Below are 26,003 nucleotides of genomic sequence, written 5' to 3' on the forward strand. Positions count from 1 at the left end.
CAGTTCAGTCCAACAATGCCCGCACTCACCATATCCGACCTAACGAAACGCTACGAAACCGAAACCGCTGTCGAAGACTTGAGCTTAGAGATAGAGACCGGAGAGGTCTACGGCTTCCTTGGACCGAATGGCGCGGGGAAGTCAACGACGATTAACATTCTCATGGATTACGTACGGCCAACGACTGGCGATATCCAGATTCTCGGGTATGACCCGCACGATGACCTCGTTGACGTTCACCAACGTGTCGGCATTCTCCCCGACAGATTTAGTGTCTATGGCCGACTGACGGGTCGCCAGCATCTCGAATATATTATTGATTCCAAAGGCGCTGCAGACACACCAGAGAAGCTCCTTGCGCGAGTCGGATTAGAAGGTGCAATCGACCAACAAGCTGGTGAGTACTCACGAGGAATGCAACAGCGACTTGCGCTTGCAATGGCGCTTGTCGGTAGTCCAGAATTGTTGATTCTTGACGAGCCATTCACCGGGCTAGATCCGCACGGTGCACGTGCGATCCGCGATCTGGTAAACGAGGAAAACGAACGTGGGGTGACGATATTCTTTTCCAGCCACGTTCTAGGACAAGTAGAGATGATATGCGACCGGATCGGGATTCTTCATGACGGTCACCTGATTTCTGAAGGCCGTATAGATGAGTTGCGATCGGACGCAGGTGTTGAAGCAACCGTCTCGTTTGTTGTTTCCGACTTGTCTAAGCGCCTTGTTGATGCAGTTGACTCTCTCGATAGCGTCACCGGGACCACTACAGCAGACAACAGGATCGACGTTCAAGTGCGCGATGACACTGCACGGATTGACGTCCTCGCAACGATTGAATCGGCCGGGGGAACAGTTGAGACGTTCTCAGTTCGGGAACCGTCTGTTGAGGAAATTTTCACTGCCTACACTGGCGACAGATGACAAAGACAGAATCAAAACCACGCTAATATAAATCCAAATACACCTAATGATTTAGACATATGTGTGAGACTCTCTGTTACTGCGATTTCTCACCTCGGTCGTTGTAACAGTACTACGGAACATATGTCTAGAGGGATATCCACTACTACGTTATACTATTGTGGCCACAATCCCACATCTTATTGATATGTTCAAAAGAATTAAATTTAGTGCCAATGACCGGCCGGTGTCGGATGACAAATCGAAATACACGCCGTACATTCATCAGAACCGTCGGTGCCGCTGGCATTGCGGGACTGGCCGGTTGTTCGCAGGGAGGACAAGAACAGACGCAAGATTCCGGCGGGGAGAGTGGTTCGGGCGGTTCGACTGAGACGGGAACAACCGCCGGGTCGGGAAGTTCCGGAACGACGACCATCAAATTCTGGCACGCGATGGGCGGTGACATCGGGAAGCTAATCGACTCACTCGCAAACGAGTTCGAACAGCAAGCCGACGGTATCAGCGTCGAAGCGACACAGAAAGGAAGCTACCGAGAGACGCTGAACGCGACAACGTCGGCAGTACAGGCCGGTAACCCACCGGCGATTTCGCAAATCTTCGAAATCGGGACGCAACTCGCAATCGACAGCGGCGTTTTCGCTCCCATCGAGGATATCATCCCCGAGGACAAGGTGGATTTCGACAACTACCTCGACTCGGTTTTGAACTACTACCGAATCGACGGAAAGCTCCACTCGATGCCGTTCAACTCCTCGAACGCCATCTTCTACTACAACAAAAACGCCTTCGAAGAGGCAGGTCTGGACCCCGAAAGTCCACCGACGACCTACCAAGGCGTGATGGACGCATCCATCGAACTGACCGACGCCGGTGTGGTCGATAAAGGAACGACGTGGCCGAACCACTCGTGGTTCGTCGAACAGTGGTTCGCCGAACAGAACCAGCCGTTCGTAAACAACAACAACGGCCGTGACGGCCGAGCGACGGAAGCACACTTCGAGAGCGATGCCTCGAAGAACATCTTCGACTGGTGGACGGACCTCTACGAAAAGGGGCAATATCTCAACCCTGGCATCGAGGCGTGGTCCGAAGCACAACAAGCGTTCCTGACGCAGAAGACGGGCATGCTCGGGTATTCGACGTCGAGTATCGCGCCGATGACGGACGGTGCGAAGAAAAACGGGTTCGAGCTCGGTACGATGCGACTTCCGACCCCGGGCGGCAAGCGCCAAGGCGTCGTCATCGGCGGCGCGTCGCTGTGGGCACCAAAGAGCGTCTCGGACGAAAAGAAAGCCGCCGCCGGAGAGTTCCTCGCGTGGCTAACCAAGCCCGAACAGCAGAAGCGCTGGCACACGAACACGGGCTACTTCCCCGTCCGCAAAGAGGCGATTTCGCAACTCGAAGACGACGGCTTCTACGAGGAAAACCCCAACTTCCGGACCGCTATCGACCAACTCCGCGAGACGAAGGACTCGCCGGCGACCCGCGGTGCGCTCATGGGGACGTTCACGAAGGTCCGTACGACCGTCGAGGAGGGGTACGTCAATATGATTCAGAACTCGAATCAGAGCGTCAGCGACGGGTTAGCGACCATCGACTCACAGGTCGAAGACGCCCTCACCAGCTACAACAAGAAAGTCAACTGAGCGGGTCGCACGGCGCGATTCGACCACGCATCGCTTTCGACCACCATCGCAGTTCGACCGTATACCAACACAACCGCGGTATCACCACGTCCGTTATGAGCGATTTCACCAAACCATACACCTCAGCGACCCAAGCCGGCCTGCTGTTGGTTCCGACGCTGGTCGTCCTCGTCGCCTTTCTGTACTATCCGGCCGTCGAGACGCTCCGGCTGAGCTTCTTCCAAACGTTACTTCTTGGAACCAAACAGCAGTTCGTCGGTCTCGACAACTACGTCGCCCTCGCAACGTCCGCAGAGTACCAAAAGAGCATTCTCGTCTCGTTCCTCTTCGCGGCCGCCGTCGTCGTCGGTGCGCTCGTCGCCTCGCTTTTCATCTCGTATCTCTTGTTCGAAGTGAAAGCTGGCGCGTCGGGTTATCTGCTGGCGGCCATCTGGCCGTACGCACTTCCGACCGCCGTCGCAGGGACGATTCTCCTCTTCATGTTGCACCCCACACTCGGAATCATCACCCACTATCTCGAAGCGCTGACCGGTCTCACGTTCGACTGGTTTACGAGCGGCCCGCTGGCGTTTTTCGTCCTCGTCGTCGTCGCGGTGTGGAAGCAACTCGGCTACAACATCATCTTCCTCGTCGCCGCACTGAACAACATACCCGAGACGCTCACCGAATCAGCGCAACTCGACGGCGTCGGGCGACTCACGATGCTGTACCGCGTGTATATCCCGCTCATCTCGCCGACGCTGACGTTTCTCGTCGTGATGAACACCATCTACGCGTTCTTCGGGGCGTTCCCGCTCGTCGATCTCATGACCAGCGGGGGACCGAACAACGCCACGAACCTACTCATCTTCAAACTGTACCGCGACGCCTTCGAGTTCAGCAGTCTCGGACAAGCGTCCGCCGAGTCGATGATTCTGTTCGGTATCGTGTCGCTTCTGATGTACGTCCAACTCCGGTTTTCCGACCGGCACGCACACTACGGGGCCTAACACATGGCAACACAGACAGAATCCACACAACACACCGAACCCACCCAAGAGACACAGCGGTCGTCGCTTTCGGCGCGCTTCGAGGGTGACCTGTTCGTCCATCTCGCGCTCGTCGGGTCGATTTTCCTCGTCGGTCTCCCGCTCATCCTCGCGGTCATCATGAGCACACAATCGACGACCGAAATCTACGAGGTGACGAATCTCGGCGTCGGGAGCGCCGGGCTGTCGAACTACGAGACGGCACTGACCGAGTATAACCTCATGCAGTACATGGTGAACTCGGTCGTGATGTCGGTCGTCATCGTCGTCGGGAAGGTCACGCTCTCGCTTCTCGCGGCGCTCGCGCTCGTGTACTATCGGTTCCCGTACGAGCGCGCCGTCTTCACGTTCATCCTGTTGACCCTGTTAGTTCCCGTCCCGGTTCGAATCGTCCCGCTGTTCCAGTTGATGGCCGACCTCGGCTGGGCGAACTCCCTGTTGGCGATTACCGGTCCCTATATTGCGAGTGCGACGGCGGTCTTCCTCTTTCGACAACACTTCACGTCGATTCCCGAGTCGCTGGTCGAAAACGCCCGACTCGACGGCGTCGGACCGCTCGCCTTCCTCGTGCAGGTGCTGATTCCCATGTCGAAGGGAATGATTGCGGGCGTCTCCGTGATTACGTTCATCTACGCGTGGAATCAGTATCTCTGGCCGCTCATCGTCGTGAGCGACCAGTCGAAACAGGTCATCCAAGTCGGCATCAAGTTCCTGCAAGGCGCGAGCCAATCCGGACTCACGGAGTGGGGACTCATCATGGCCGGCGCAGTAATTGCACTGCTTCCGCCGCTTTTCGTTCTCATCGTCCTGCACCGACCGCTCCTCGAAACATTTGCGATTCAACAAAAATAACGCATGACACACATCGAACTTGAGACACTCACGAAACACTTCGGCGACGTCGAAGCCGTCAAAGGAATTGATTTGGCCGTCAACGACGGGGAATTCCTCGTCCTCGTCGGCCCGTCCGGCTGTGGTAAATCGACCACGTTGCGGATGCTCGCCGGTCTCGAAACGATCACTGACGGAACGCTCACCATCGGCGACACCGTCGTCAACGACCTGCCACCCCACAAACGGAACGTGGCGATGGTGTTCCAGAACTACGCGCTGTACCCGCACATGACGGCGGCCGAAAACATGACGTTCGGACTCGACTCGAACGGCCTGTTCGACCGGTCGGGCGACGATGAACGAGTCGCAGACGTCGCCGAGACGCTCGGCATCACCGACCTACTGGACCGGAAGCCGAAAGCGCTCTCCGGGGGGGAGCGCCAGCGCGTCGCCATCGGTCGTGCACTGCTCCGCGAACCGGACTTGTTCCTCCTCGACGAGCCGCTTTCGAACCTCGACGCGAAGCTCCGCGTCGAGATGCGAACCGAACTCCTCGAACTCCACCGAAAGTTGCAGACGACGACCGTCTACGTCACCCACGACCAGACCGAGGCGATGACGCTCGGCGACCGCGTGGCGGTGTTGAACGACGGAGAAATCGAACAGGTTGACTCGCCGCAACTGCTCTACGATTATCCGGCGACGCGCTTCGTCGCCGAGTTCATCGGTAGCCCCGCGATGAACATCATCCCGGTCGATGTTGTCGGACAGGACGACCGTTTCGCCGCCCAACACGACGGATTCGAAGTACCACTTCCACCCACGGACGAACTCGAAGCAATCGCTGGGTCGCCGGCGCACTTCGGCGTTCGTCCCGAAGACATCTCGCTTGCGATGTCGCTTCCGGCGGACACGGCGACGTTCGAAGCCGTCGTCAGCGTGACAGAGCCGTTGGGGGAAGCGCTCCTCGTTCACTGTGAGGTTGGCGGCGTGGAACTAAAAGTGAAGACCGAACCGAGAAGTGCCATCTCGCCCGGCGATACCATCGACCTCGGTGTCGATACAGACCGCTTGCATCTGTTCGACGAGCAGGGAACTGCGGTGTATCACTCGTCGCCGCGGGCGGAGAAAGCGACTTCGAGGGGTTCTGCAACTACCGTCGCAGAACCGGAGCCAGTTCAGTCGCAGTCACAGCAGTAAGCCGAGCGGCGCACTACCTCGGAGTTCGACGGAGTTTCGTGTTCTCTGGGGAATTTTCGTGTTCTCTGTCGAGTCCTTGTTCCAATAGGGAGTTCAGCGTTCCTCCGGAGAATTCCTGTTCGTCCGGGAAATTCCGTTTTCGATAGCGTTACGAGTTCACCGGGGGTTACCGCACTTCTGCGTCGGCACGCAGACTGTACTCGACGGCTCGCTCGACGTGAAGCGCGGTCGTATCGAACATCGGAATCTCCGGTCTGTCGGACTGGTTGACGAGGAGTTCGATTTCCGTACAGCCGAGTACGATACCCTCTGCGCCGTCCGCGACGAGCGCGTCGATGGCGTCCAGATAGTAGTCTCGGGAGTCGTCACAGATGTCTCCTTTCGTCAACTCCTCGAAAATGATTCGGTCCACTTCCGGACAGTGCTCCTTGTCGGGAACGACGAGGTCGATACCGTGGTCGGCGAATCGGTCGCGGTAGAAGTCCTCCTGCATCGTGGCTTGCGTTCCGAGAACCCCGACAGTGTCGAGACCGGCGGCGCGGATGGCATCGGCGGCGACATCGACGATGTGGACGAACGGGACAGCGAGCGCGTCGGTGATAGACGGTGCGACCTTGTGCATCGTGTTGGTAGCTAAGAGTACGAAATCGGCACCGGCGGCTTCGAGGTCGTGGGCGGCCGCGGCGAGATACGCTCCCGCTTCGTCCCACTGCTCCGATTGGATGAATCCCTTGATATCGGCGAAGTTGACGCTTCTAATCACGATATCGCCAGCGTGGTGGCCGCCGAGGCGGTCGTTGATTTCACTGTCGATATAGCGGTAGTATTCGACCGTCGATTGGCTACTCATTCCGCCGAGGATACCGATAGTTCGCGGATCGTCGAGCACGTCGCTCTGCCAACTCATGCAATCACCCGCTGGTTCTGCCGCCAGCGTTCACAACGTTCAGTCACGGTTCGAGCGTCAGTTGCACCGAAGAGTGCTGACATACGATACCAAACGATTCGTTTGCACATCAGGTGTCGCCTCCCATGGGAGGGTCGAGAAACCAGACGCTATCAGCGACTCATCAGCTTCGCTTCCGCCTTCCGAAGGTGCTCTAAAAACGTCGTCTTCGACACGTCGAGTTCGGCCGCTAACTGGCGCGCCGTCACCTCTCTCGGCCAGTTGTAGTAGCCGCGCTCGCGCGCCAGGTTTACCGCTTCGCGTTGTCGTGGGGTGAGCAGTTCCGTTCGGCCGGGTTTGGGTGGCCGTATCGGTTCGGACGCGGGCGAGATTTTCGTCACCGAGATGTCCGCGTCGCGGTCGTCTCGGATCTCGTCAAGCAGTCGGCCCAGCGATTCCCGCGAGGTGTGCGCGAGAAGGTTCCACGTCTCGACGCCATCCTCGATTCGGTACGAACTATCGACGAGCACGCCGCGCGTCAAGAATGCGGAGCCGATTCCCTCGTTTGCGACGTACTCGATGAACACGTCTTGGGTCGCGTGGCCGATTGCGGCGGGAACGGCGGTCTCGCTTGCGGCCCCGCCTATCGGTTCGATATGGTTGATAAATGAGAGTTCGTGTGCGACTTCGATTGCTTGCGTAACGTGTTCGTGTGACTCTCCGTAAATGGTACAGCGTTCGTACGCCGAGTTCCCCTCGACCGCCGCGCCATGACCGACGAGTCCACTCCCCGCCTCGGCCGTGGAGACGATACCCCAGCAGTCGGGATGCCAGACTTCGAGAGAGAGGTTGAGGAGTTCTTTTTCACGTTTCGATTCGGCCATTGTCGAGTCAACACATGCCGAGCAGGAAAACGTAGCGTTCGCGCGGCGATGGACAGTCAGTCATTCGGTCGCGTGGTGGGTGGTCCACCCGACGGCGTGACCGGTAGTTCGTTCGACCGCGTGGGAGTTCGACCGCGTGGGAAACCGATTCTCGCGTTCGCGCGTGTGTCTGGGGTTAGTTTCCACCGAGCACCCGCTTGAACAGCGTGAACGTGAGCAGGGTGAAAAACAGCCCGTTCAACATCCCTTGACTCGCCGCCAGCACACGAGCGGCTGGACCAATCGGGTTGATATCGCCGTAGCCGACCGTACTGAAGCTAATATAGCTGTAGTAGACGTTGTCGAAGAGGACTTCGAGTGCCGTCTTGTTGACCGCACCCGCCTCGAAAACACTCCCCGCTTGTGTCGCAAATGGTCCGCCGACGGCGTACAATAGCCCGAACACCGCCGGAAGCAAGAACGTGAAGATGGCGATTCGCGGAAGCCGGTTTCCGTAGCCACACGTCACCTGCATCAGGAGGTTGAGACCCGCGCTTGCGACCTTCTTACCGCGAGCCCACACGTTCAGCGAGTACTCGTTGATGATGATGTCGAAGTTCTTCTTGCGGTTGTAGTAGTAGCGCTTGAATTCGAACTCCCGGCTGGCGGGTGTGTCGCCGACCGCATCCGCGCTATCCTGTGCTTTTCGGTACGTCTCCTCGATGATTTCGTGGTCCATCTCGACGGCGAACTGGCCGGTCGCGGTGTTGCCGACGAAGTCGTGAATCGTCCAGTCGTTTCGTTCGAGATAGCCGTGGTGGTCGCTGAAGTCGAAGCAGTCGAACTCGGTGAGACAGAATCTGAAGTGGTCGAGTAGTTCGTGGTCGTTGCCGTCGCCTTCGAGTTGGAGGTCGCCGATGGTCGCACGGGTGAGGTCGTACGGGGTCGCCTCGCCGGAGACCTGCGAAATCGTCCCACCGCAGATGGTCGCGTCGGTGAAATCGAGGTACGTGTCACGCTCGCCGTTGCGGACGCGGAAGCGGGCGGTTTCGTGAAACACCGCACGGCGGAAGTCCGACTGCTCGTGGAACGTCGTCTCCCAGAACGAGGCGGTCGTGAAGTTCGCCGCTTCGAACTCGGCGGCGTCCTCGAAGACGGCTTCGTTGAACGACGCGTTCGCTTCGAGATGTTGCATCTCGCCTTCGAACAGCGCACCACGGAACTCGGCGGGGCCGTGAAACGTCGCGTTTCGGAAGCGTGCGTCCTCTTCGAATCTGACCTCGGTGAACCGCGCTCGTGCTTCGAAGGCGACATCCTCGAACGAAGCGTCGCCGCCGAACGTCGTCTCCTCGGCGACGACGTCGTCTTGGAGCGTGCTGTCGTCGAAATTGACGCCGCCGTTGAACGTTGCGAGCGAGAGGTTGAGTTCGCCGGCGATTCGGAGGCGGTGGCAATCCGCTCTCGCCGTGAACGTCGCGCGGTCGAAGTTGACCGCACCTTTGAACACCGCATCTTTGAAGTCCGAAAACCGGAAGCGAGCGAGTTTGTAGTCAGCCTCGCTTTCGAACGTCGCGCCCTCGAACGTCACGTCGTCGTGTGTCGTCCGACTACCGCCGTTGAACTCGACGCCGCGGAACTCGGCCAACGCCATGAATCGACCGTCGGTGAAGCTGACGTCGTCGTCGAAGCGTGCCTCGTCGAAGTCGGCCATCTCCTGAAACGTCACGTCGTCGAATCGGGCGTCGCCGTCGAACCTGACGTGTTCGAAGTCGGAACCAGCAGTGAACTGCGCGCGTTCGAACGTGACGTAATCGAACGTCGCCTGCCGGAAACTCGCGTCGCCGCGAAAGGTCGTATCGGCGAACGAGATGTGGTCGTTCAACACGTGGCTACTCCCGCTCGTCTCGATGTTTCGGAAGTTCGCCGCGCCGTGGAACGTCGTGTCCGCGAAGCTCGTGTCGGCCAAGAACGTCGTCTCGTCGCAGTGAACGTCCCCGTGAAAGACCGCGTCGTCGAACCAGACTTCCTGTTCGAACGTCGCCTCGTTCGTCGTCATCTCGTCTCGGACGGTCAGGTGCTGTGCATCGACGGTTCCCGTGAGAACCGCCTCCTTGAGCTTGAGCCGGCCGATGGTCGCCTCTCGGAGAATCAATCCCTGTTCGAGTTTGCCGTGCGTGAGGTCCAACCCTTCGATAGTCGCGTGCTGGAAGTTCAGCACGTGGTTGGTCTCACCGTTGACATCCTGATACGTGAGCGAGAGGTGCGGGAGGTCCGCGCCGACGTACTCGTTGACGCGGGTGTCCGACGACTGGAGATTCGCCCGGAGTTCTTCGACAATATCGTCACCCGAGACGTCGAGCGAGGTCCGCTCGTCCCGGCTCATGTGGAACACGCAGTGTTCGCTTTCGGGATGGGCCTCGTGGGGACATTCCCACGTCGTTTGGAGGTGTGCGTCCGTCTGTATCGACGGGTCGAACGTGTACCGACACGTGGAGGAAGACATCAAAGCGGGTGTAGATTCATTTCTCGACATCGGTGGGGAGGCTCCTATCGAAATCTCGTTGGGTCGTGTTCGAATATCGGTTCGAGATTCGTACTTCGTTCATTTTCCGGGGTGTGTGATATATATCTTCGGACGACAGTCAGTCGAAGATGGTACGTCGTTCTCGTTCCGTGAGTTCGGCGCGAATCGCGTTCGGCGAGCAGTGTTCGCACTCGTGTGCGGGGTTGGTGCTCTGGTCGAAGGTCCAAACGGGATGGCCGAAGAGGAAAAACGCCTCCAGCTGGTGGCGCTCGATGATGGCCTCGGCCGCCTGTCCGCAGTTCGAACACCAGTCATCTCCGTCGTGCGGCACCTGAAACGTCACTTTCGTTCGGCCGAACCCGGCGTTCGAGTAGGCTTCGCTCCGCGACATCTCGACGAGGTCTTCGGCCGGGTACGGTTCGGCATCGACATCGTTGTCGAATCCGGTCTCGGTTTCGACAGTCGAAGAGAGGTACGGACCGACGTGGACGGTGTTGTCGTAGCCGACGAAGTGGATGGAAATTTCGGCACCTTTGCCATCGACACGAACGTCGTGGCCGTGGCCGACGAGATAGAGTTCGACGTCGCGGCGGACGTTAGCTAACTCGATGTCGTGAGACATCCCCACCGCATAGACACCTGCTTCTGGGTCGGTCGCGCGTCCCGACTGCTCCCAACCGAACGTCGAAACGTCGTAGGAGTCAGCATCGGCCGCGAGCGAGGTGTCGTCCGAGTAGACGTTTTCCGCACCGGGAGCAGAGACTGTGCCATCGACGGCGTCGGCCGAGATAAACACGTCTTCGGCGTGCGAAAGGAGCACGTCGCCGGGGACCGATTGGACGTATCCGTCTTCGATGGTGCCGGCGATTTCGGTTTCGGCGTCCGCGACCGCGTTGGAGCCGGTTACGGGCGAGTGCGTGAAGACGTATTCCGCGTTTTGGACGGTGAGGTCACCGTCGATGCTTTCAGCGCCGACGAACACGTCGGCGGGGTCTCGGAGTTCGACCGGTGGCTGTTCCGAGCCGTTGAGCGTCACGTCTCCGTCGTAGGAAGGCTGTGTGTTTTGTGTCATGGATTGGATTTGAGTTGGGTTGGACTGTGTTGGGCAGGTTGGACTGTGTTGGGCAGGGTTGGATGGACTGGATTGAGGCGGGCGACTTTCGATTGAGTGTTGCGGCTACGGTTCGGGGTGCTTCGAATGCGGGTCGAGTTCGGTTCTCGTGTACAGCGCGAGGTCGTACTCGGGATAGGTGTGGTACGTCTCGTATCCGGACCCCGACGGTTCGACTCGGATGGTGGTCCACGCGTCAGGCCCAAACCGATACGAGATGCTCGATTCATTCGGGCCGGGGAACTCGTCGAGTGATTTCCCCTCGACCGTCGTGTGCGCGTCGAGATGGTCACTTTCGAATCGGAACTCGTGTTCGGCGTCAGCAACCAACGGTGTCTCGTGGGTCTGTTCTGACGGGAGCGGCTTACACGAACAGAGTTCGTGAAACTCCAGCGACGGCAGGCCGACGTAGTGAGACTCGCCGATGACGGTGAATACCGCGGGCGAATCCACCAACGTCGCCGGATGGACGGTTTTTACTTCGACTGACGCCAGGTTCGGCACCTCGCTGGCGTAGCCGAAGTACAGTGCAGTCGGTGAGTCGTGGGGTTGGGAGGGCATGTTAGGTATCGACGAGGATGTCGTAGTTCGGGTGGAAGATCGAGTTCACTCGCACGCCACGGTAGCGAGGAACTGCGTGCCATTTGACGGTTCGATACTGCTCGTGAGTCCGAACGTAAGCTGTTTCGCCGTCTCCTGTGAGCGGTCGGCGCTCACCAGGCGCGAACACGTAGAACTTCTCGACGCGTTCGGATTGGCCGTCGGAATCGAGGTCCTCACGAACCCAATACGAAAGTTGGTTTGTGAATCCAGCGGTTCCGACCGTGTTGACGAACGCTTTGTGGTGCTGTGGGTAACTATCCGGAGAGTACCCCCACGTGGCGACGACACCCTCGTCGGAGAGGTGGTTTCGAACGGAGCGGTAGAACTCCGCGGAATAGAGTGTGAGCAAGTCGTCGTCGGTCGCACCGGGGATGTCGAGAAGCACGAGGTCGTACGTCTCGTTCGTCTCTTGAAGGTAATGATAGCCGTCCGCGGTGGTCGTGTTCAACCTGTCGTACTCGTAGGCGTCGTCGTGCCACGTCCGGAAGAACGGGTCCGTTTTCGCCTGTTGCATGAACTCCCCGTCGAGGTCAACGTGGTCTACGGAGACGTCGTACTCTCGGAGGTGGTCAATCGCGATCCAGTCGCCGCCGCCGACGACGAGGACGTTCGTTTTGGGACCGGGTTCGACCAACGACATGGGGACATCGACGAGTCCCTGGTGATAGCTGTCCGCCCAGCTCTCACATAACTGGACCGCAGAGCCTAAACGAAGACACTGTTCGGTCCGGCCGGTGAAGTACGGATTCGGACCGGTTCCCGTCCACGTTCGGTTGTACCGGATGACGTGTTGATACGTGGTCGTCTCCTGAGAAGTGACGGTTGCACGCATCGCACCCGGTGGATACCGGTTTTCTATCTGCTGTTCTAAGTAGAGTTCTGACAGTTGCTCGTCTGCGGTATCGTGTTTCGCAACCACACCCGCGTACGACGCGGTGAGAACGAGACAGACGACGAGAAGTGTCTTCGAGACGTGACCAATCGAGAGTTCACGAGAGGTCCGTTTGCCACCGCCGACAGGCCACCAAGCCCAGTCGCCGAAGTGAGCCACGAAGACCAACGCGGCGATGCCGTTCAGTAGTGCCAACACGAATATCGTCGGAATCAGCCCGATACCCGGGTAGAGGACGCGGGCGTAGACGACCGCACCAGCGAGACCACCGACGTAGTCCATCGCCAGCACGAGCGACAGGCCGCTTCGCCGTCCGTCAGTTCGTTTGACATTCCAAACCGTGCCGAGAATCGAGACCATAATCTCGTGGATTTGGCCACACGTGCTTCGAAGCCAGTTCGGCATCGTCGCCTCTCCGTCTTCGAGTTCATCGACCATGTGGGTCAACAACGGAAGTTCGAAGCCGGAGAGGAAGCCGACGACCACGACTGGAAGGCGGGCCGTCATCCAGATGACTTCCGACGGAATCGACTGCGGAATGCGGACGCTGTTGAGCGCGACGATGAGCAGGAATCCTGCCGGTGCGACGGCGGCGAGGAACACCTCGGTTCGGAAGAAGTTCCCGCCGAGGTCCGTGGCATCGAGGTCATCCGAGAGCGCCGCACCGATGCCGAGACTGAAGAAGTACAGTCCGACTGTGATGACGTACTGTGTCACGGTCCCACCGTACATCACCGTCAGCAGTTCGGAGTAGACGAACTCGTAGGCGAAGCTACAGAAGGAGACGACGAATGTGAGCGCCAGGAGCGTTCCGGTATCAGTTCGTGTGTTAGACATCGTGAAAATCCGTGCGGGGTGACGGAACCATCAGTTGCGACTGCGACGTCGGCGATGACGACCGCAGGGCAGTTGGTGACTGCGCTGTCGCGGCCAGTCACTGACCGCGAGCGTGTTCAAATCCGCGGTGAGACTTTCCACTGTTCTTCGATGGTGAACTTCTCGTCACCGAGACCGGTGACTTCGAGGTCGTAACACTCCCAGCGGAAATCGTGGTCAGTGTCCGACCCGACGACGTGAGTACCGACGCGATACCAGCCATCACGGTTGAACTCGTTTCGGCTGGTGAGGTCGTACGCCACGGTGTCGTCGGGGTTGTCGAACGTCTCGTCCCACGCAACCGGACCGGCGTCCGGTGCGTCGTCTTTCATCGCCTCCGTAGAGCCAAGGTAGGCGATACCGAGGGCGGCGATACCGACGCCATACCGAGACACTTCGTTGCCGTGGTCTTCATACCAATCGTCGGCGTAGTCGCCGCCGTAGAACCACGCGTGACCGTGCTTCGTTCGCGGGGCCGACGAGTATCCGCCGGAGCCGCGACCGGTGGCACCTCGCCCGCCGACACCGCCGCCTTTTCCTTTGGCGCTGGCGATGCCAATCGGACTGACACCTGAAATCGATTGGTGGTTTGGTTCGTACCGGGACATGACCCACGTCTCGTCGGCGAGGTCGATGACGAGAGAGCCATCGCTCGTCTCAAAATCCGCGACGACGCTGGACTTTCGCGGTGGAGGGGACTTGCTACCGAGGCATCCGGCCAGAGCACCGAGTGCTCCGAGACCGGACGTGTAGAGGAATTTGCGGCGACGCATACTCGTATTCATCTGGTTCAATCAGATAACGCGGATAACAGTCTTGTGGTTCAGAATGTCGTCGAGAGAGTTACAGTCGTTCGTCAACGTCCGGGAAATCCCAGTAAAGTTCGATGAAATGAGATAATTTGGACTTTTAGAATTCTTTGGATTATCTGGATTTCCCAGATAGTTCGGGAGAGTTGCATAGCCCAGATGTTAGAGAGAACCGAGATAGTTGAGACTACGCAAATACGCTGAGTTGTGTGGAATAGGTGGCCCGAACGCGAGCAAACGAGGTAGGTGACAAGACAATATCAAAATAATAGCAAGATAATAGCAAGATAATATGGTTGACAAGGTATCCAACTGAGTCAGCTCTTTCGAGGGGCTGTAAATATTCAAACTAGACAGACAATCCAAATTCTTAGAATTATTTAAATTATTTGAATGGCTGAGGGGGGTGTTAGCGCGGACGAAAGCTGGACGGTGCCAGAAGAAAAGAGATACGAGGCAACAGTAAATTATTCAAATTATGTAGATTTCTTAGGCTATTTAAGACATCCAAAGGGCCAGGATAACCATAATTATTTCAAGAACGCCGAATATCTGGATAGTACGGATACCCTGCCCATTATGTCACGCGCAGTCAGTGTTTGTCTACTCAAAGGCGGTATCGGCAAATCGACGACCTCGATCAACCTCACCCGCGAACTCGCACACCGCGGAAGCAACGTCCTCCTCGTTGACCTCGACCCGAACGGCCATACGACGACCGGCCTCGGGTTCGGCGAGGAATTTTACTCGGAGTCGCATCTCGGAGACGTGCTCTTGGACGACGCGGACACCGAACCCCGGGAACTCATCTTAGAGACCGACTTCGAAATCGACCTCCTGCCCTCGAACGACCGCATCGAGCAGGTCGAGTCAGACCTCGGCGGCGTGATGATGGGTTCTGCGCGTCTCAAACAGCGCGTCGTCAATCCGCTTCTCGGAGACGAATACGACTACGTTGTCGTGGACTGTCCCGCCGCACGCGGAAAACTCAACGACAACGCCCTGTATGCGACGCAAAATCTGGTGTTGCCGATGCGTCCCGAGTCCGGGGCGCTCTCCGGTCTCGAAAAGACAGTCAAGCGTCTGATTCAGCCCGCACGAGAGCACTTCGACCTCGATATTCTCGCGGTGGTACCGACCGACCTCCGGGACCGAATCGACCACGACCGACCGACGCGGCGGCTCATCGAAGCCCTCGTTTCGAAACCGAATATCGCTTCGAAACTCCCGGAGTTCGCGTATACGGACCCGTCGTTCTTCGAAGCGATCGACAACGGCACGTGGGATGACGACCTGCCAAAGCCTGGAATCCGTCATCGGTCGGCAATCGACGCATCGATTCGAGACCACATGCCGCTACGCGACTACGACAGCTCGTGCGACCAACTCGAATGCTACGACGAACTCGCTCAAATCGTCGAAAACGGAGCTGTCAGCCGATGAGTGACGACCCGTTCGGTGACCTCGATGCCGCGATGGGCGACGAAAGCGACTCAGAATCCACCACTGAACCCGAAGTAGACGACGGGGCACCGACAGCCGAGGAAACCGAATCCGACGTAGCCGACGAACCCGCAGACCCACGGAAAAGCCCGGCCTTCGAGTTCGACGAAACGGTACACAAAGCCCTCTACGTTCTCGGAGCGGTCGCAACCGAGTTTGACGATATCATCACCTACGACGTGGAGCGCGAACTCACGCGAGACCACGGACTACAGAACATCAAAAAGAGCGAACTCCACAACGCCGCACTGTCTGTCGTTGCCGAGCACCCAGAGCTAATCGTTGAGCAGGTACTCGAACAGCGTGGTATCGACAGCGAATAACGCAGATTAGTCGGGTAATTTGGTGGTTGAGGAAATTCAAGTTGGATAGATAACCCAGCTGGTTTAGGTTTTGTACGGTGCAGTGGGCAGACGAGTGCTGAGGACAGGCGAGCGTTGTGTGAGCCACGGTCGTGTCGTGGTGAGTCAGCCGAGAACCGGCCTCGAATCGTGGATTGGTCGTATCGAGTAGCGGCCGGCTCGGTACCGGAGAGGAATAATTTGGATTATTTAAAATATGTAGGATGATTTCTGGTGGTAAGAAACTGTGTTCGGTCGATTACAATGGCCAAGTGGATTCGGTGGAAACTTAGATAATTCAAACCTCTTAAATACTTTTGCTTATTTGAGTTCCTTAGATTATTTGGGTAATTTGAATTCTATGGATAATTTGGAAGGGATGAGGAAGGCCATCAGAGAAGGCTCAGAAGAGAGACGGATCGACAGGCCACTAGGCGGCCGCTATGAGTCGAACGCAGTGAGAGTGTTATTCAAGTGTCGAGATTCGACTATCCCGAAGCAACACTCGTTTGACAATATCCGGGTCTTCGAGTAGTCGGTGGGTCCCGTGAACGCCTTGTCCGCGTCCACGCCCGCGTACCTCCGACTGAATGACGTTGAGGAAGTCGAGTTCTTGTAGGAGTTCTTGGACCCGGCGTTCAGAGAGTTGGTCCATATCGAGGTCATCTGCGACAGTGAGATACTGTCGATAGATTTTGTTCGTCGTGATTTCGGCGGTTTTTCGCCCGCCGGTTTGAAGCACGAGCGAGTAGAGAACGGCCTTCGATTGCGTGGCGGTTCCTTCGAGGAGTTCGCTGAACCGGTCCGCCTCGCTTTTTTCTTTCGCCGCTCGAACGTGGTCGTCGGTCACCGTCTCGGCGCTTTCATTACGGGCGATTCGTCCAGCGTTTCGGAGGATGTCGATCGCCTTCCGAGCGTCGCCGTGTTCCTGTGCCGCGAGCGCGCTTGCAAGCGGGATGACGTCGTCAGTGAGGACGCCGGGTTTGAACGCGTCCTTACGGTTTTCGAGGATTTCCCGGAGTTGATTCGCGTCGTACGACGGAAACACGAGTTCGTCGTGTGCGAAACTCGATTTGACGCGCTCAGTTAGCTCTTCGGGATAGTCGATCTTGTTCGAAATGCCGATAATGCCAATCCGTGAATCGACTATTTTCTGGTTTTCACCTGCGCGAGAGAGTTTGCGAAGAACCTCGTCGTCCCGAAGCATGTCTATCTCGTCGAGGATGACGATAGCGACGTCAGAGCACGTGTCGAGGACCTGCCACAAACGGTTGTAGTAATCGCCGGTCGAAAGCCCGCGTTCGGGAATCGTCATGCCGCTTTTCGACGGATCGTTGACCTGCGATGCGAGTGTCTTGATAACCGACGCCTCAGTATGTTGCTCCCCGCAGTCGATAACCGCGATTTTTACTTCGACGTCCTCCCGTGTCGCCTCGGTTTGCAGTCGCTCACTGACGAGTCGAGCAGTGAGCGTCTTCCCCGAACCAGTCTTCCCAAAGATAAACAGATGAGTCGGCTCTCGACCGAAAATTGCGGGGTTGAGCGCCTGTGCGACTTTCGACATGTGCTCGTCGCGGCCGACAATTTTGTCCGGGCCAGGTAGGTGTGAAATCTTGAGAATGTCCTCGTTCGCAAAGATAGGTTGATCGTATCGAAAGAGGGGATCACGACCACCCCCGCCAGCCTCGTCAGATGTCATATGGGTTCGGTATTCATACTCACCAATAATAAAAGTGAGGGGGTGGACTCGCGTTTGTAACTATGGCAGATATGGCCGTCTGAACGGATGTATGTCAAAATCTACGTTTACTAAATACAGAGTGGCATCGCGCGAGTAACACTGTCAGACACCACCCTCGCGGATGTAACACGTGAAGCCGACCCTCCCGAAGAGAACTACGAGTGGGGTACACTCGCGTTTGTAACGTAGTCGTTGGAGACCACCCTCGCGGATGTAACACGGTGGGGAGTACCCTCGCGTTTGTAACGCGGTAGCGCCGAAGTTCCCGTTCAGACACACCACCCTCGCGTTTGTAACACGAATAAGTGAAGGAGAGTTCTCGCAGAAGACCCACTTCGGAGAGGATATTGCCGCTATATTTACAAACGCGAGGGGGGTGTGTTCAGATACTCTAGAGACTCTCGTAGCCGTTACAAACGCGAAGGTGGTGTGTGTGTGTACACTCTGAGGCCATACCATCGACTAGATTACAAGAAGCGAGAGTAAATCCCACAGCAGTCCTAGTCACCCGTTTCGCTACAACCGTACAACTAACGACTACTAGTCAAGTACCAACCAAAACGTCAACCAAGTAGTCCCAGCTCACGAACGTCGGAATCAACAACTTCGAGTGCCGATTCCGCGTCAGCAACCGCTTCAGCGCCTGTAATCACGATTTTACCGCTTCCAAACATGAGGATAACGACATTCGGTTCGTCGAGACGGTAGACGAGTCCGGGAAACTGCTCGGGTTCGTACTCGACGGCTTCGAGACCAAGTCCAATTGCAAGCGCGTTCAGGTTGAGCGCTCCACCGAGGTCGGCACTCGATACGATATTTTGGATGGTTGGACTCGGGTCGTCCGGAACGGGAACACCAAGTGAGTCCAGTTCGTCGAACAGCGTTTCGATTGCCGCGTTTACGTCTGTAACACTATCTGCACCGGTACAGACGATTTTCCCGGACCGGAACACGAGACAAGCGGCTTTCGGGTCGTGGGTTCGATAGACGAGTCCGGGAAAATTCTCCGGGTCGTAATCCGTGCTGGACATATCGAGTGAGAGGCGGTCCAAATCGAGCTCGAAGCTAACCTCGGTCGAAGCAACGACATTCTGCACTTCGACCGACCTCGCAACGTTTGCGCGCGACATCTTGTGAACAATATGACAGGCTTTTGTGTTAAAGTACGGGGCTAATTAGGTACGTACACAACACGTTTCAATTCCGGAAATATCCTGGAATCCGTTCAAACTGTCCCAGTTCATCTACAACTCCCGTTTTATAAACTACTCTCTGTTCGTTTATATATTCATCATATTACTTGTTCTAGAATCCAAATCGAATAACCAAATAATACAACCGCATCATAATTCTTTTCAGCACATTCACCGACTCATTGTCATGGCATTCACCGACGAGATTCACGACGAAGCCGACGAGTTTTGGTCGGCTATCGTCGCACATCCGATGGTCGAACAGCTCGGTACTGGTTCTCTCGATGTGGAACCGTTCAAATATTGGGTCCGACAGGACTACCTCTACCTCGTCGAGTACAGTCGGCTGTTCGCTCTCGGTGCGACGAAGGCTCCAACACTCGATTCGATGGGAACGTTTGCGTCACTCCTCGAATCGACCGTCAACGAGGAGATGGACCTCCACCGCGGGTATGCGACCGAGTTTGGAATCAGCACCGACGAGTTAGAGGCAACGACTCCCTCACCGACGACTCGTGCGTACACCGACTTTCTCGTTCGAACAGCCACACTCGGGACGTTCGGTGATATCGTCGCGGCACTGCTCCCTTGTATGTGGGGATTCAACGAAACCGGTCGGCGACTCGCCGCCAACGGGATTCCGGACCACAAACAGTACGCCGCGTGGGTCGAGATGTACACCGGCGACGAGTTCACAGAACTGACCGAATGGTGTAAAACCCTCATGGATGACGTGGCCGCGGCCGCGACTCCAACGACCCGAGAGCGCTACCGCGAACTGTTCCGCACCTCCGCACAGTACGAGTACAAATTTTGGGACGCCGCTTGGCGACAAGAGGAGTGGCCCCTATGAAGGACACGACCACGGGGGAACCGTTGTCAGTTCCAGAAACGTACGACCAGTACGCCGCCGGTCGGGACCAGCCGAGATTTACCGACTGGCTCCGCGCTCGGGCGGGGGACCAGTGGGACGCGGCGACGACACACCGATTCACGCGCGAACTCGGACGTGACGACATCGACCCCGACGTGTTCAGTCGATATCTGGTGCAAGATTACGCATTCGTCGAGACACTCGTCGGCGTTTTCGGTCACGCGGTCGGGCAAGCCCCGACGATGGCCGCGAAGTCTAAATTCGTCGAATTTCTCAGAACGCTAACCGACGACGAAGACGACTACTTCCTGCGCTCGTTCGACGCGCTCGACGTTCCAGCATCGACGTACGGAAACCCGTCTACGACGCCGACGACCCGCGCGTTCGAAGACCTCCTCGAACGCGCCGCCCACCAAGGAGGCTACGCGGAGACGCTGGCGGTGCTCGTCCCCGCCGAGTGGGTCTACCTGACATGGGCGACCAAGGTGGCTGATCGGTCGCCGTCGCGTTTCTATCTCGCCGAGTGGATCGACCTTCACGCGACCGACGACTTTGCGACGTTCGTCAACTGGCTTCGTGACGAACTCGACCGAGCGGGTGCGGTCGCCTCGCCACGCCGACAGCAACGCCTCGACCGACTGTTCCGCCGGATGGTTGAACTCGAAGTCGCGTTCTTCGATGCGGCGTACGAGACAACGTCCGATACGACGGCCGAGGTATCCGGTGAGTCTACATGGTGAGTACCGAAGTCGCCCTCGGGTTGACTGTCGCAACGCTCGCCCTCTTCACCGGCATCGGAGTGTGGGTCTCCCGCGGGCGTGTCGATTCGGTCGAAGACTTAGTCAGCGCCCGCGACTCGATGGGCGAACGTCGAACGACGGCGACCCTCGTTGCCTCGGTCATGGGCGTTTGGGTGCTCTTTTCGGCACCCGAAGCCGGGGCCGGATTCGGCATCGCCGCCGTCGTCGGATACGGTATCGGCGAGGCGGTTCCGATGCTCGTTTACTCTAAACTCGGCCCGCGAATCCGGCGCCTCATTCCACACGGCCACTCGTTGACTGAGTACGCCCACGCCAGGTACGGCACCGCGATGTACGCGTTCGTCCTCGTAGTGAGCGCTCTCTACATGTTCATCTTCCTCGCCGCGGAACTGACTGGTATCGCGGGTGCACTCTCGCTCGTCGCCGGCGTTCCGCAGTGGCAAACCGCTCTTCTCGTCGGCGGGTTCGTCCTCCTCTATACGAGCTACGGCGGACTCAGAGCCAGTATCACCACCGACGCCATCCAAGCAGTCGTCGTTTTCCCCCTCTTGCTTCTCGCAGTCGGTGGCGCACTCGTTTCACTGGGTGGTCCAACCGCCGCACTCGACGGTATCACCGAAACGAACCCCGCGTTGCTCGACCTCGGTTCGCTCGCCGGACTCCAGTTCGGACTCGCACTCGCATTCGCCATCCTCGGCGCGGAACTCATCAACCAGACGTGGTGGCAACGAATCTACGCCAGCGACTCCGAACAGACGGTCGAACGAAGCTTCAGAAGTGCGGCGGTTGCGAACGGACTGGTCGTCTTCGTCACCGCATTTTTCGGCATCGTCGCCGTCGGAAACGCCGATGTCGTCACCAACGTCACGAGTTCGAACTACAACGCCGACGTTGCGTTCTTCGTCCTCCTGCAGGACGCGTTCCCTGAATGGCTCGTCCTCGCGGCCGTTCTCTTGGCCCTGTTACTCGTGATGAGTTCTATCGACACGCTGTTCAACGCCCTGTCGAGCCTCGTCACTGCTGACATCGCGCGAGTACTGTCGTCGCCGAGCGACCGACAACTCGCCGTTGGCTCCCGCGCACTCACCGTCGTTGTCGCGCTCGCGGCCATCTACGTGAGTCTGCGCGCCCAGAGCGTCCTTCGGCTGTTTTTCTTCGCCGACTTGCTCGGCGCGGCCGTCGCGTTCCCGCTCGTCTACGGGTTGTACTCGACGCGAATCACCGGACCGGGGGCGCTCGCCAGCAGTCTCTCCGGTCTCGCTGTCGGACTCGCGTACTTCCCGGACCTCCGGGGAGCAATCACGGGAATCCCACTCGTCGGGAGTCACCTCCCGTCTGCCGACCCGCTGTATCTCACCTCCTTCGGTGGGGCGTTTCTCGTCTCGATGGTCGCGTCGCTGATCGCCGCACGGCTTTCGAACGCCGCGTTCGACCTCGGCCGCCTCTCCAGAGAGATTCGACTGCTCGATAGCTCGGCGACCGAACAACAGACGTCCGACTGACGTTACCCACTCTCTCAGTTTCCGGGGAGCGACTATTCACTTTCATACGTCTCCTCGGACCCGACGAATTCTGACACCGACCCCCAGAACCGAGGTCACCGGCCACGAAACCGAGGTCACCGGTCACGATGGTCTCAGTACGTTTTCACTGTCGCCGTCCCAACCGAAATCCGAACGAGTTCGTTTTCGGGCCACGCGGATTCATCTGCTCCGTACCGCCGGTTGATTCGTCGCGTCGCTTCACGTTTCTTGTCGGCGTCGTCAACAACGGTTGCCGTGCCGAGCATGGTCACTCGCCACTGCGCTCGCCCGTCGATATCCTTCTGCACCGAGAGTGCGACCCGCGGGTTTTCACGGATATTCGAAAGCTTGCGGCCGGTCGTCAGCACTTCGATACCCTCCGCCGCGGCGTCGTAACTAAACCAGACGGGAGCAACGTGCGGCCGTCCGTCAACGCAGGTTGCGAGGTGGGCCATCAGCGGTTCGCTCGTCACGAGTTCGAGAGCCTCGTCGGATAATCCAGTCATATCGTTGCTACCCGTTCGCGGGCCAAAGCTCTGTCTTCGGCACGTTCAACTGCTCTGTATTTAATCTTCGAATCCAGGATCACAGAGCTTCTACTGCTTGTCTCAGATGATTTTACATCCGCGAGGGTACTCCCTACGTACGACGGCCGCCGTCTCTTCGGTCTCGCAAGTACCTTCTGTTTTCCTTCGTCTATTGTCGTTTTCTATTGTCGTTTTCTGCTTCCGTTCTTCTGCTTCCGTCTCCTCACAGTTGGCTTGGAACTCGTGTTCCTCCGTCTCAGAAATAGTCACATATCTGGTGTTATACGTCGTATACCGCCGTCCTGAATTGACCATAGAAAAGTTACTAACGTTGCCACTCTTCGGCTGTCTTCGATACCACTTCTCCAATTCGAAACTCCTGTTCGAATCGGTACATTTCTGTTTTAGTACTGCTACTCGCTGTTTTGCGTCCGAGTCGGAACGCGTCGCTGTCGGCTCAATCCGAGTGATAATACGCGTATAACAAAGCCATGTCGGTGGGACAGTTTAGTCACTTGACTAATGAGTATCGAGATTACACGTGCGACCGAATCTGACATCGAACAATGGGACGAGTACGTAGCGCAGTCTCCACACACGAACCTGTTTCATCAGTACGAAGCCCTCGAAATACAAGCGGCGCATTCCAGTGCGGAACTGTACCCACTCGTCGGACGCAAAGGAGACGAAGTCGTCGGTCTGTTTTCCGTGTTCAAAATCACGAAAGGACCGATTGCAACAGTGTTCTCTCCGCCTCCCGACCTCCGGGTTGCGTATCTCGGACCGGTTTTGCTGAACATGGACCACATGAAACAGCGGAAGCGCGAGCGGCGTCACCACGAGTTCATCGACGGCTGTCTCGAATGGGTCCAAGAAGAGGCTCGGCCGCGCTACACGCACCTCCGACTCGATGGTAGCTACGACGACCTTCGGGTCTTCTCGTGGAACGACTACACTATCACACCGCTGTACACGTACCACGTTGACCTCTCGGGCGGCAAAGAGGACGTGTTGATGAGCTTCAGTAGCGACGCGAGGTCGAACATCCGAAACGCCCCCGAGGAGGCGTACACTATCGAAGAGGGAGGACTCCGCGAAATCGAGTTGATAATCGAGCAGGTCGCCGCCCGCTACGAATCTCAGGGTGTCTCCTACGACGCGTCGCCCGAGTTCGTCAAAGACCTCTACACCTCGCTTCCGGACGGCCAGCTCCGACCCTACACGCTCCGACTCGACGGCGACTTCGCAGGTGGGATTCTCGTCACAGACTACAAAAACACGGTCTCACGCTGGCAGGGCGGCGTCAGGACCGATATCGACAGCGACGTTGCCATCAACGACGTGCTCGACTGGCGCATCATGTGCGACGCGATAGAACGCGGCCGAACGACCTACGACCTCGTCGGTGCCAACAACCGTCGTATCAACCGGTACAAGGCGAAGTTCAATCCGACGCTCCACCCGTTCTACAGTCTCGAACAGGACGTCGCCGGGATGCGAACGCTCGCGCACCTCTACAGGTCGTTCCGACAGAAAGTGTAGATTCGGGTTTCCCTACTTTTTAGTCCGAACCGACTCTCGCTGAGCGACACCCGGCGGATATCTCCTTAGAAAGGACTGATCGACGTCGAGAAATATATTCCTGCGTCAAGAATATCAACTTCGCCGTCAGAAAAGGTGTTCCAGTGTCTGAAATAGCCGTTTTGACGCCAAAAGGCGTCTGGCGTCAGAACTGTCTTTCGACGGAAATACGCCCTCAGACTCTCCCATTCGAGTTCGCTTTCTCTGGTCGGACCGACCCGATTTGGTCTATCCGATTTTCGCCTTCCGTCTCGTCGTTCGTTTCGACGTCGCTCACGTTGAGTTGTCCGTCCGTGGTTCGCACCACTGCGTTCAGATACTCGGACATCGCGTAGGCCATCCACGCCTGCGCCCACCGCATCAACGTCGTCTTGGCGGTGTAGAACCGGTGTTTTCGGTAGTAGAAGCGACCGTCACCGGCGTAGAGGTTTTCGAGCGTCCACGACAGGATTCGGGATGCGGTTTCGAGGTCGGCGGCGGCGGTAAAGACCGCTATCGCCGTGGCAGACGCGTGAATATCTCGGGGGTAGGCCTTCGACTCGTCCCAATTCGGTGCGCCGTCCGGTTCGAACAGGACGGTTCGATAGAATTCGAGCCCTCGTTCGGTCGTCTCGTCGTACCGCGACGACCCGGTGACGGCTCTGTACCTGAGGAAGGCATCGATGATGAACCCGTTGTGGTGGTTGTCCATCGAGAGGTGCGAACTGGAGGCGGGCACCCTGTAGGTCCACCCACCGATGGGTGCTTGCTGAGACGCGATAAAGTCGAGAATCGCAGTCGCGCGTTCGAGGTCGTCCTCGTCGCCGTACTGCTCGTAGATGTCCACGAGGAGTCGGGCACCGAGCGCACCGGAATTGAGGGTGTAGTAGGTATCCGGATGGTTCATGTGATAGTTGATTTTCGCACCGCCGTCAACTTCCCTGTAGTCGAGGTCCTCGACGACGAACTCGGATGCCGTCCGCGCGATTGGCCCGTAAATCGGGTCGTGTGGTGCGGCGGCTAAAAGCGCCTTAACGGCGAACGATGTCGAGACGACGTCCGGGTCGTTCGGGACGCCCTTCTTTTCGAGGTGTTGTATCTCGTGTTTGTGACCGCCACAGAATCCGTGATAGCCGACACTTCGGTTCTGTACGAGCCAATCGGCGAGTGCTTTCGCCTCCGACAGGTAGTCGGTTGACTGCTCGCGCTCTGTCTCCTGTGCGAACTGATGGGCGTTGAGATTTGCCAGCGCAAACAGGGATGTCCCCTTGTAGTTGCGCCGCTGTTCGATGAGTAAGAGTGGCCGGATGTTTATCGGCGGGCGCTTCGCCAACTCTTGGATGGCGAGGTTCACCCACCGGCTTTCGAACGGGAGCGCCTGTAGCAGTTTACTGCTCATCCCGTCTCCGTAATCCCATCCTTTGTAGTCTCGTGTTCGCGCGTACGCGAGCGTCGCGTCGAGTACGTCCGGTAACCACCGGTCACCGAACGAAAGCAGTGCTTGTCGGTCCTCGTATGTGGTTACGTTGCGGTCGGAAACGAGTGAACTTCGTTGTACCATACTCCTGTGTTGACAGACAGACTTTGACGGCTTTGTTACGTGCGCCCTACGCGACCCAGCAGTCGGTCACAGCGACGCTTGCGGCTGAAAACAGCGGTTAGGTGCCCGCCCGAGATGGAGCGAGCCCGAACCAAAATCCCCCGCAATGGTTAGTATGCCACTTTGATTCCGCCCCGGTCACTAGTGGTTAACTTCCGATTTGCGACCGCTCTTGAAGACG

The 26,003-nt window shown here is 57.7% G+C and carries 22 protein-coding genes; 11 read left to right on the plus strand and 11 right to left on the minus strand.

The features are described 5' to 3' along the window. The first annotated feature begins 15 nt into the window (after positions 1 to 15). The 5 genes from C440_RS06295 (at position 16) to C440_RS06315 (ending at position 5,635) form a co-directional block, all read left to right on the plus strand. Positions 16 to 924, plus strand: a complete 909-nt coding sequence (locus C440_RS06295) for an ABC transporter ATP-binding protein (RefSeq protein WP_008319400.1) — start codon at positions 16 to 18, stop codon at positions 922 to 924. Positions 925 to 1,157: 233 nt separating this feature from the next. Further along, on the plus strand, positions 1,158 to 2,573 hold the full coding sequence (locus tag C440_RS06300) for an ABC transporter substrate-binding protein (protein ID WP_049915441.1): 1,416 nt from the start codon (positions 1,158 to 1,160) through the stop codon (positions 2,571 to 2,573). A 95-nt stretch (positions 2,574 to 2,668) separates the two neighbouring features. Then, on the plus strand, positions 2,669 to 3,562 hold the full coding sequence (locus C440_RS06305; protein ID WP_008319404.1) for a carbohydrate ABC transporter permease: 894 nt from the start codon (positions 2,669 to 2,671) through the stop codon (positions 3,560 to 3,562). Between the two features lie 3 nt (positions 3,563 to 3,565). Next, positions 3,566 to 4,453, plus strand: a complete 888-nt coding sequence (locus C440_RS06310) for a carbohydrate ABC transporter permease (RefSeq protein WP_008319406.1) — start codon at positions 3,566 to 3,568, stop codon at positions 4,451 to 4,453. A gap of 3 nt (positions 4,454 to 4,456) precedes the next feature. After that, positions 4,457 to 5,635, plus strand: a complete 1,179-nt coding sequence (locus C440_RS06315; protein WP_008319408.1) for an ABC transporter ATP-binding protein — start codon at positions 4,457 to 4,459, stop codon at positions 5,633 to 5,635. Between the two features lie 166 nt (positions 5,636 to 5,801). Here C440_RS06315 and C440_RS06320 read toward each other — a convergent pair whose 3' ends face one another. From C440_RS06320 to C440_RS06350, 7 genes are all read right to left on the minus strand, one after another. After that, a complete protein-coding gene (locus C440_RS06320; RefSeq protein WP_008319410.1) occupies positions 5,802 to 6,542 on the minus strand; it encodes an aspartate/glutamate racemase family protein in 741 nt (246 codons plus the stop codon). A gap of 152 nt (positions 6,543 to 6,694) precedes the next feature. After that, positions 6,695 to 7,405, minus strand: coding sequence for a helix-turn-helix domain-containing protein (locus C440_RS06325; RefSeq protein WP_008319412.1), 711 nt, complete (start codon positions 7,403 to 7,405; stop codon positions 6,695 to 6,697). 175 nt (positions 7,406 to 7,580) lie between these two features. Then, entirely contained in the window at positions 7,581 to 9,887 is a 2,307-nt protein-coding gene (locus tag C440_RS06330; RefSeq protein WP_008319413.1) for a pentapeptide repeat-containing protein, read from the minus strand. A 139-nt stretch (positions 9,888 to 10,026) separates the two neighbouring features. Then, complete coding sequence (locus tag C440_RS06335; protein ID WP_008319415.1) at positions 10,027 to 10,980, minus strand: hypothetical protein; 954 nt, start codon at positions 10,978 to 10,980, stop codon at positions 10,027 to 10,029. Between the two features lie 105 nt (positions 10,981 to 11,085). After that, positions 11,086 to 11,580 (minus strand): DUF2617 family protein, encoded by a 495-nt coding sequence (locus C440_RS06340; protein WP_008319417.1) that lies wholly within the window; start codon positions 11,578 to 11,580, stop codon positions 11,086 to 11,088. 1 nt (position 11,581) lies between these two features. After that, positions 11,582 to 13,351 carry a spermidine synthase gene (locus C440_RS06345; RefSeq protein ID WP_008319418.1) on the minus strand — a complete coding sequence of 590 codons (1,770 nt, stop codon included), beginning with the start codon at positions 13,349 to 13,351 and terminating at the stop codon, positions 11,582 to 11,584. 116 nt (positions 13,352 to 13,467) lie between these two features. Further along, positions 13,468 to 14,163 carry a hypothetical protein gene (locus C440_RS06350; protein WP_008319420.1) on the minus strand — a complete coding sequence of 232 codons (696 nt, stop codon included), beginning with the start codon at positions 14,161 to 14,163 and terminating at the stop codon, positions 13,468 to 13,470. 615 nt (positions 14,164 to 14,778) lie between these two features. Here C440_RS06350 and C440_RS06355 point away from each other — a divergent pair. Further along, positions 14,779 to 15,642: a ParA family protein gene (locus C440_RS06355; RefSeq protein WP_008319421.1), complete on the plus strand. Its 864-nt coding sequence runs from the start codon at positions 14,779 to 14,781 to the stop codon at positions 15,640 to 15,642. Continuing rightward, positions 15,639 to 16,025 carry a hypothetical protein gene (locus C440_RS06360; protein ID WP_008319422.1) on the plus strand — a complete coding sequence of 129 codons (387 nt, stop codon included), beginning with the start codon at positions 15,639 to 15,641 and terminating at the stop codon, positions 16,023 to 16,025. Before C440_RS06355 ends, C440_RS06360 begins: the two co-directional genes overlap by 4 nt. A gap of 484 nt (positions 16,026 to 16,509) precedes the next feature. Here the strand turns inward: C440_RS06360 and C440_RS06365 are convergent, their stop codons facing one another. Further along, positions 16,510 to 17,742, minus strand: a complete 1,233-nt coding sequence (locus C440_RS06365) for a Cdc6/Cdc18 family protein (RefSeq protein ID WP_008319423.1) — start codon at positions 17,740 to 17,742, stop codon at positions 16,510 to 16,512. A gap of 605 nt (positions 17,743 to 18,347) precedes the next feature. Continuing rightward, a complete protein-coding gene (locus tag C440_RS06370) occupies positions 18,348 to 18,914 on the minus strand; it encodes a TATA-box-binding protein (RefSeq protein ID WP_008319424.1) in 567 nt (188 codons plus the stop codon). 250 nt (positions 18,915 to 19,164) lie between these two features. Between C440_RS06370 and tenA the strand changes: the two genes are divergently transcribed. The 3 genes from tenA to C440_RS06385 are packed head-to-tail and all read left to right on the plus strand — an operon-like array spanning position 19,165 to position 22,114. Next, positions 19,165 to 19,830, plus strand: coding sequence for a thiaminase II (gene tenA, locus C440_RS06375; protein WP_008319425.1), 666 nt, complete (start codon positions 19,165 to 19,167; stop codon positions 19,828 to 19,830). Then, positions 19,827 to 20,591 (plus strand): TenA family protein, encoded by a 765-nt coding sequence (locus C440_RS06380; protein ID WP_008319426.1) that lies wholly within the window; start codon positions 19,827 to 19,829, stop codon positions 20,589 to 20,591. Before tenA ends, C440_RS06380 begins: the two co-directional genes overlap by 4 nt. Further along, positions 20,585 to 22,114 (plus strand): sodium:solute symporter family transporter, encoded by a 1,530-nt coding sequence (locus C440_RS06385; protein WP_008319427.1) that lies wholly within the window; start codon positions 20,585 to 20,587, stop codon positions 22,112 to 22,114. Before C440_RS06380 ends, C440_RS06385 begins: the two co-directional genes overlap by 7 nt. 134 nt (positions 22,115 to 22,248) lie before the next feature. Here C440_RS06385 and C440_RS06390 read toward each other — a convergent pair whose 3' ends face one another. Beyond that, the gene (locus tag C440_RS06390) at positions 22,249 to 22,641 is read right to left on the minus strand and encodes a pyridoxamine 5'-phosphate oxidase family protein (protein ID WP_008319428.1); all 393 of its coding nucleotides are present in this window, start codon (positions 22,639 to 22,641) and stop codon (positions 22,249 to 22,251) included. A gap of 543 nt (positions 22,642 to 23,184) precedes the next feature. Here C440_RS06390 and C440_RS06395 point away from each other — a divergent pair. Beyond that, on the plus strand, positions 23,185 to 24,204 hold the full coding sequence (locus C440_RS06395; protein WP_008319429.1) for a lipid II:glycine glycyltransferase FemX: 1,020 nt from the start codon (positions 23,185 to 23,187) through the stop codon (positions 24,202 to 24,204). Positions 24,205 to 24,418: 214 nt separating this feature from the next. Here C440_RS06395 and C440_RS06400 read toward each other — a convergent pair whose 3' ends face one another. Then, entirely contained in the window at positions 24,419 to 25,783 is a 1,365-nt protein-coding gene (locus C440_RS06400) for a hypothetical protein (protein ID WP_008319431.1), read from the minus strand. Between the last annotated feature and the right edge of the window lie 220 nt (positions 25,784 to 26,003).

It is taken from the genome of Haloferax mucosum ATCC BAA-1512, assembly GCF_000337815.1.
GTDB lineage: Archaea > Halobacteriota > Halobacteria > Halobacteriales > Haloferacaceae > Haloferax > Haloferax mucosum.

Excerpts from the sequence above, each read along its gene's own strand:
- C440_RS06320 (WP_008319410.1), bottom strand. The coding sequence starts at position 6,542 with ATGAGTTGGCAGAGCGACGTGCTCGACGATCCGCGAACTATCGGTATC.
- C440_RS06400 (WP_008319431.1), bottom strand. The coding sequence starts at position 25,783 with ATGGTACAACGAAGTTCACTCGTTTCCGACCGCAACGTAACCACATAC.
- C440_RS06350 (WP_008319420.1), bottom strand. The coding sequence starts at position 14,163 with ATGCGTCGCCGCAAATTCCTCTACACGTCCGGTCTCGGAGCACTCGGT.
- C440_RS06355 (WP_008319421.1), top strand. The coding sequence starts at position 14,779 with ATGTCACGCGCAGTCAGTGTTTGTCTACTCAAAGGCGGTATCGGCAAA.
- C440_RS06310 (WP_008319406.1), top strand. The coding sequence starts at position 3,566 with ATGGCAACACAGACAGAATCCACACAACACACCGAACCCACCCAAGAG.
- C440_RS06305 (WP_008319404.1), top strand. The coding sequence starts at position 2,669 with ATGAGCGATTTCACCAAACCATACACCTCAGCGACCCAAGCCGGCCTG.
- C440_RS06300 (WP_049915441.1), top strand. The coding sequence starts at position 1,158 with ATGACAAATCGAAATACACGCCGTACATTCATCAGAACCGTCGGTGCC.
- C440_RS06335 (WP_008319415.1), bottom strand. The coding sequence starts at position 10,980 with ATGACACAAAACACACAGCCTTCCTACGACGGAGACGTGACGCTCAAC.
- C440_RS06385 (WP_008319427.1), top strand. The coding sequence starts at position 20,585 with ATGGTGAGTACCGAAGTCGCCCTCGGGTTGACTGTCGCAACGCTCGCC.
- C440_RS06370 (WP_008319424.1), bottom strand. The coding sequence starts at position 18,914 with ATGTCGCGCGCAAACGTTGCGAGGTCGGTCGAAGTGCAGAATGTCGTT.
- C440_RS06390 (WP_008319428.1), bottom strand. The coding sequence starts at position 22,641 with ATGACTGGATTATCCGACGAGGCTCTCGAACTCGTGACGAGCGAACCG.
- C440_RS06295 (WP_008319400.1), top strand. The coding sequence starts at position 16 with ATGCCCGCACTCACCATATCCGACCTAACGAAACGCTACGAAACCGAA.
- C440_RS06395 (WP_008319429.1), top strand. The coding sequence starts at position 23,185 with ATGAGTATCGAGATTACACGTGCGACCGAATCTGACATCGAACAATGG.
- C440_RS06315 (WP_008319408.1), top strand. The coding sequence starts at position 4,457 with ATGACACACATCGAACTTGAGACACTCACGAAACACTTCGGCGACGTC.
- C440_RS06325 (WP_008319412.1), bottom strand. The coding sequence starts at position 7,405 with ATGGCCGAATCGAAACGTGAAAAAGAACTCCTCAACCTCTCTCTCGAA.
- C440_RS06365 (WP_008319423.1), bottom strand. The coding sequence starts at position 17,742 with ATGACATCTGACGAGGCTGGCGGGGGTGGTCGTGATCCCCTCTTTCGA.
- C440_RS06345 (WP_008319418.1), bottom strand. The coding sequence starts at position 13,351 with ATGTCTAACACACGAACTGATACCGGAACGCTCCTGGCGCTCACATTC.
- C440_RS06330 (WP_008319413.1), bottom strand. The coding sequence starts at position 9,887 with ATGTCTTCCTCCACGTGTCGGTACACGTTCGACCCGTCGATACAGACG.
- tenA (WP_008319425.1), top strand. The coding sequence starts at position 19,165 with ATGGCATTCACCGACGAGATTCACGACGAAGCCGACGAGTTTTGGTCG.
- C440_RS06360 (WP_008319422.1), top strand. The coding sequence starts at position 15,639 with ATGAGTGACGACCCGTTCGGTGACCTCGATGCCGCGATGGGCGACGAA.
- C440_RS06340 (WP_008319417.1), bottom strand. The coding sequence starts at position 11,580 with ATGCCCTCCCAACCCCACGACTCACCGACTGCACTGTACTTCGGCTAC.
- C440_RS06380 (WP_008319426.1), top strand. The coding sequence starts at position 19,827 with ATGAAGGACACGACCACGGGGGAACCGTTGTCAGTTCCAGAAACGTAC.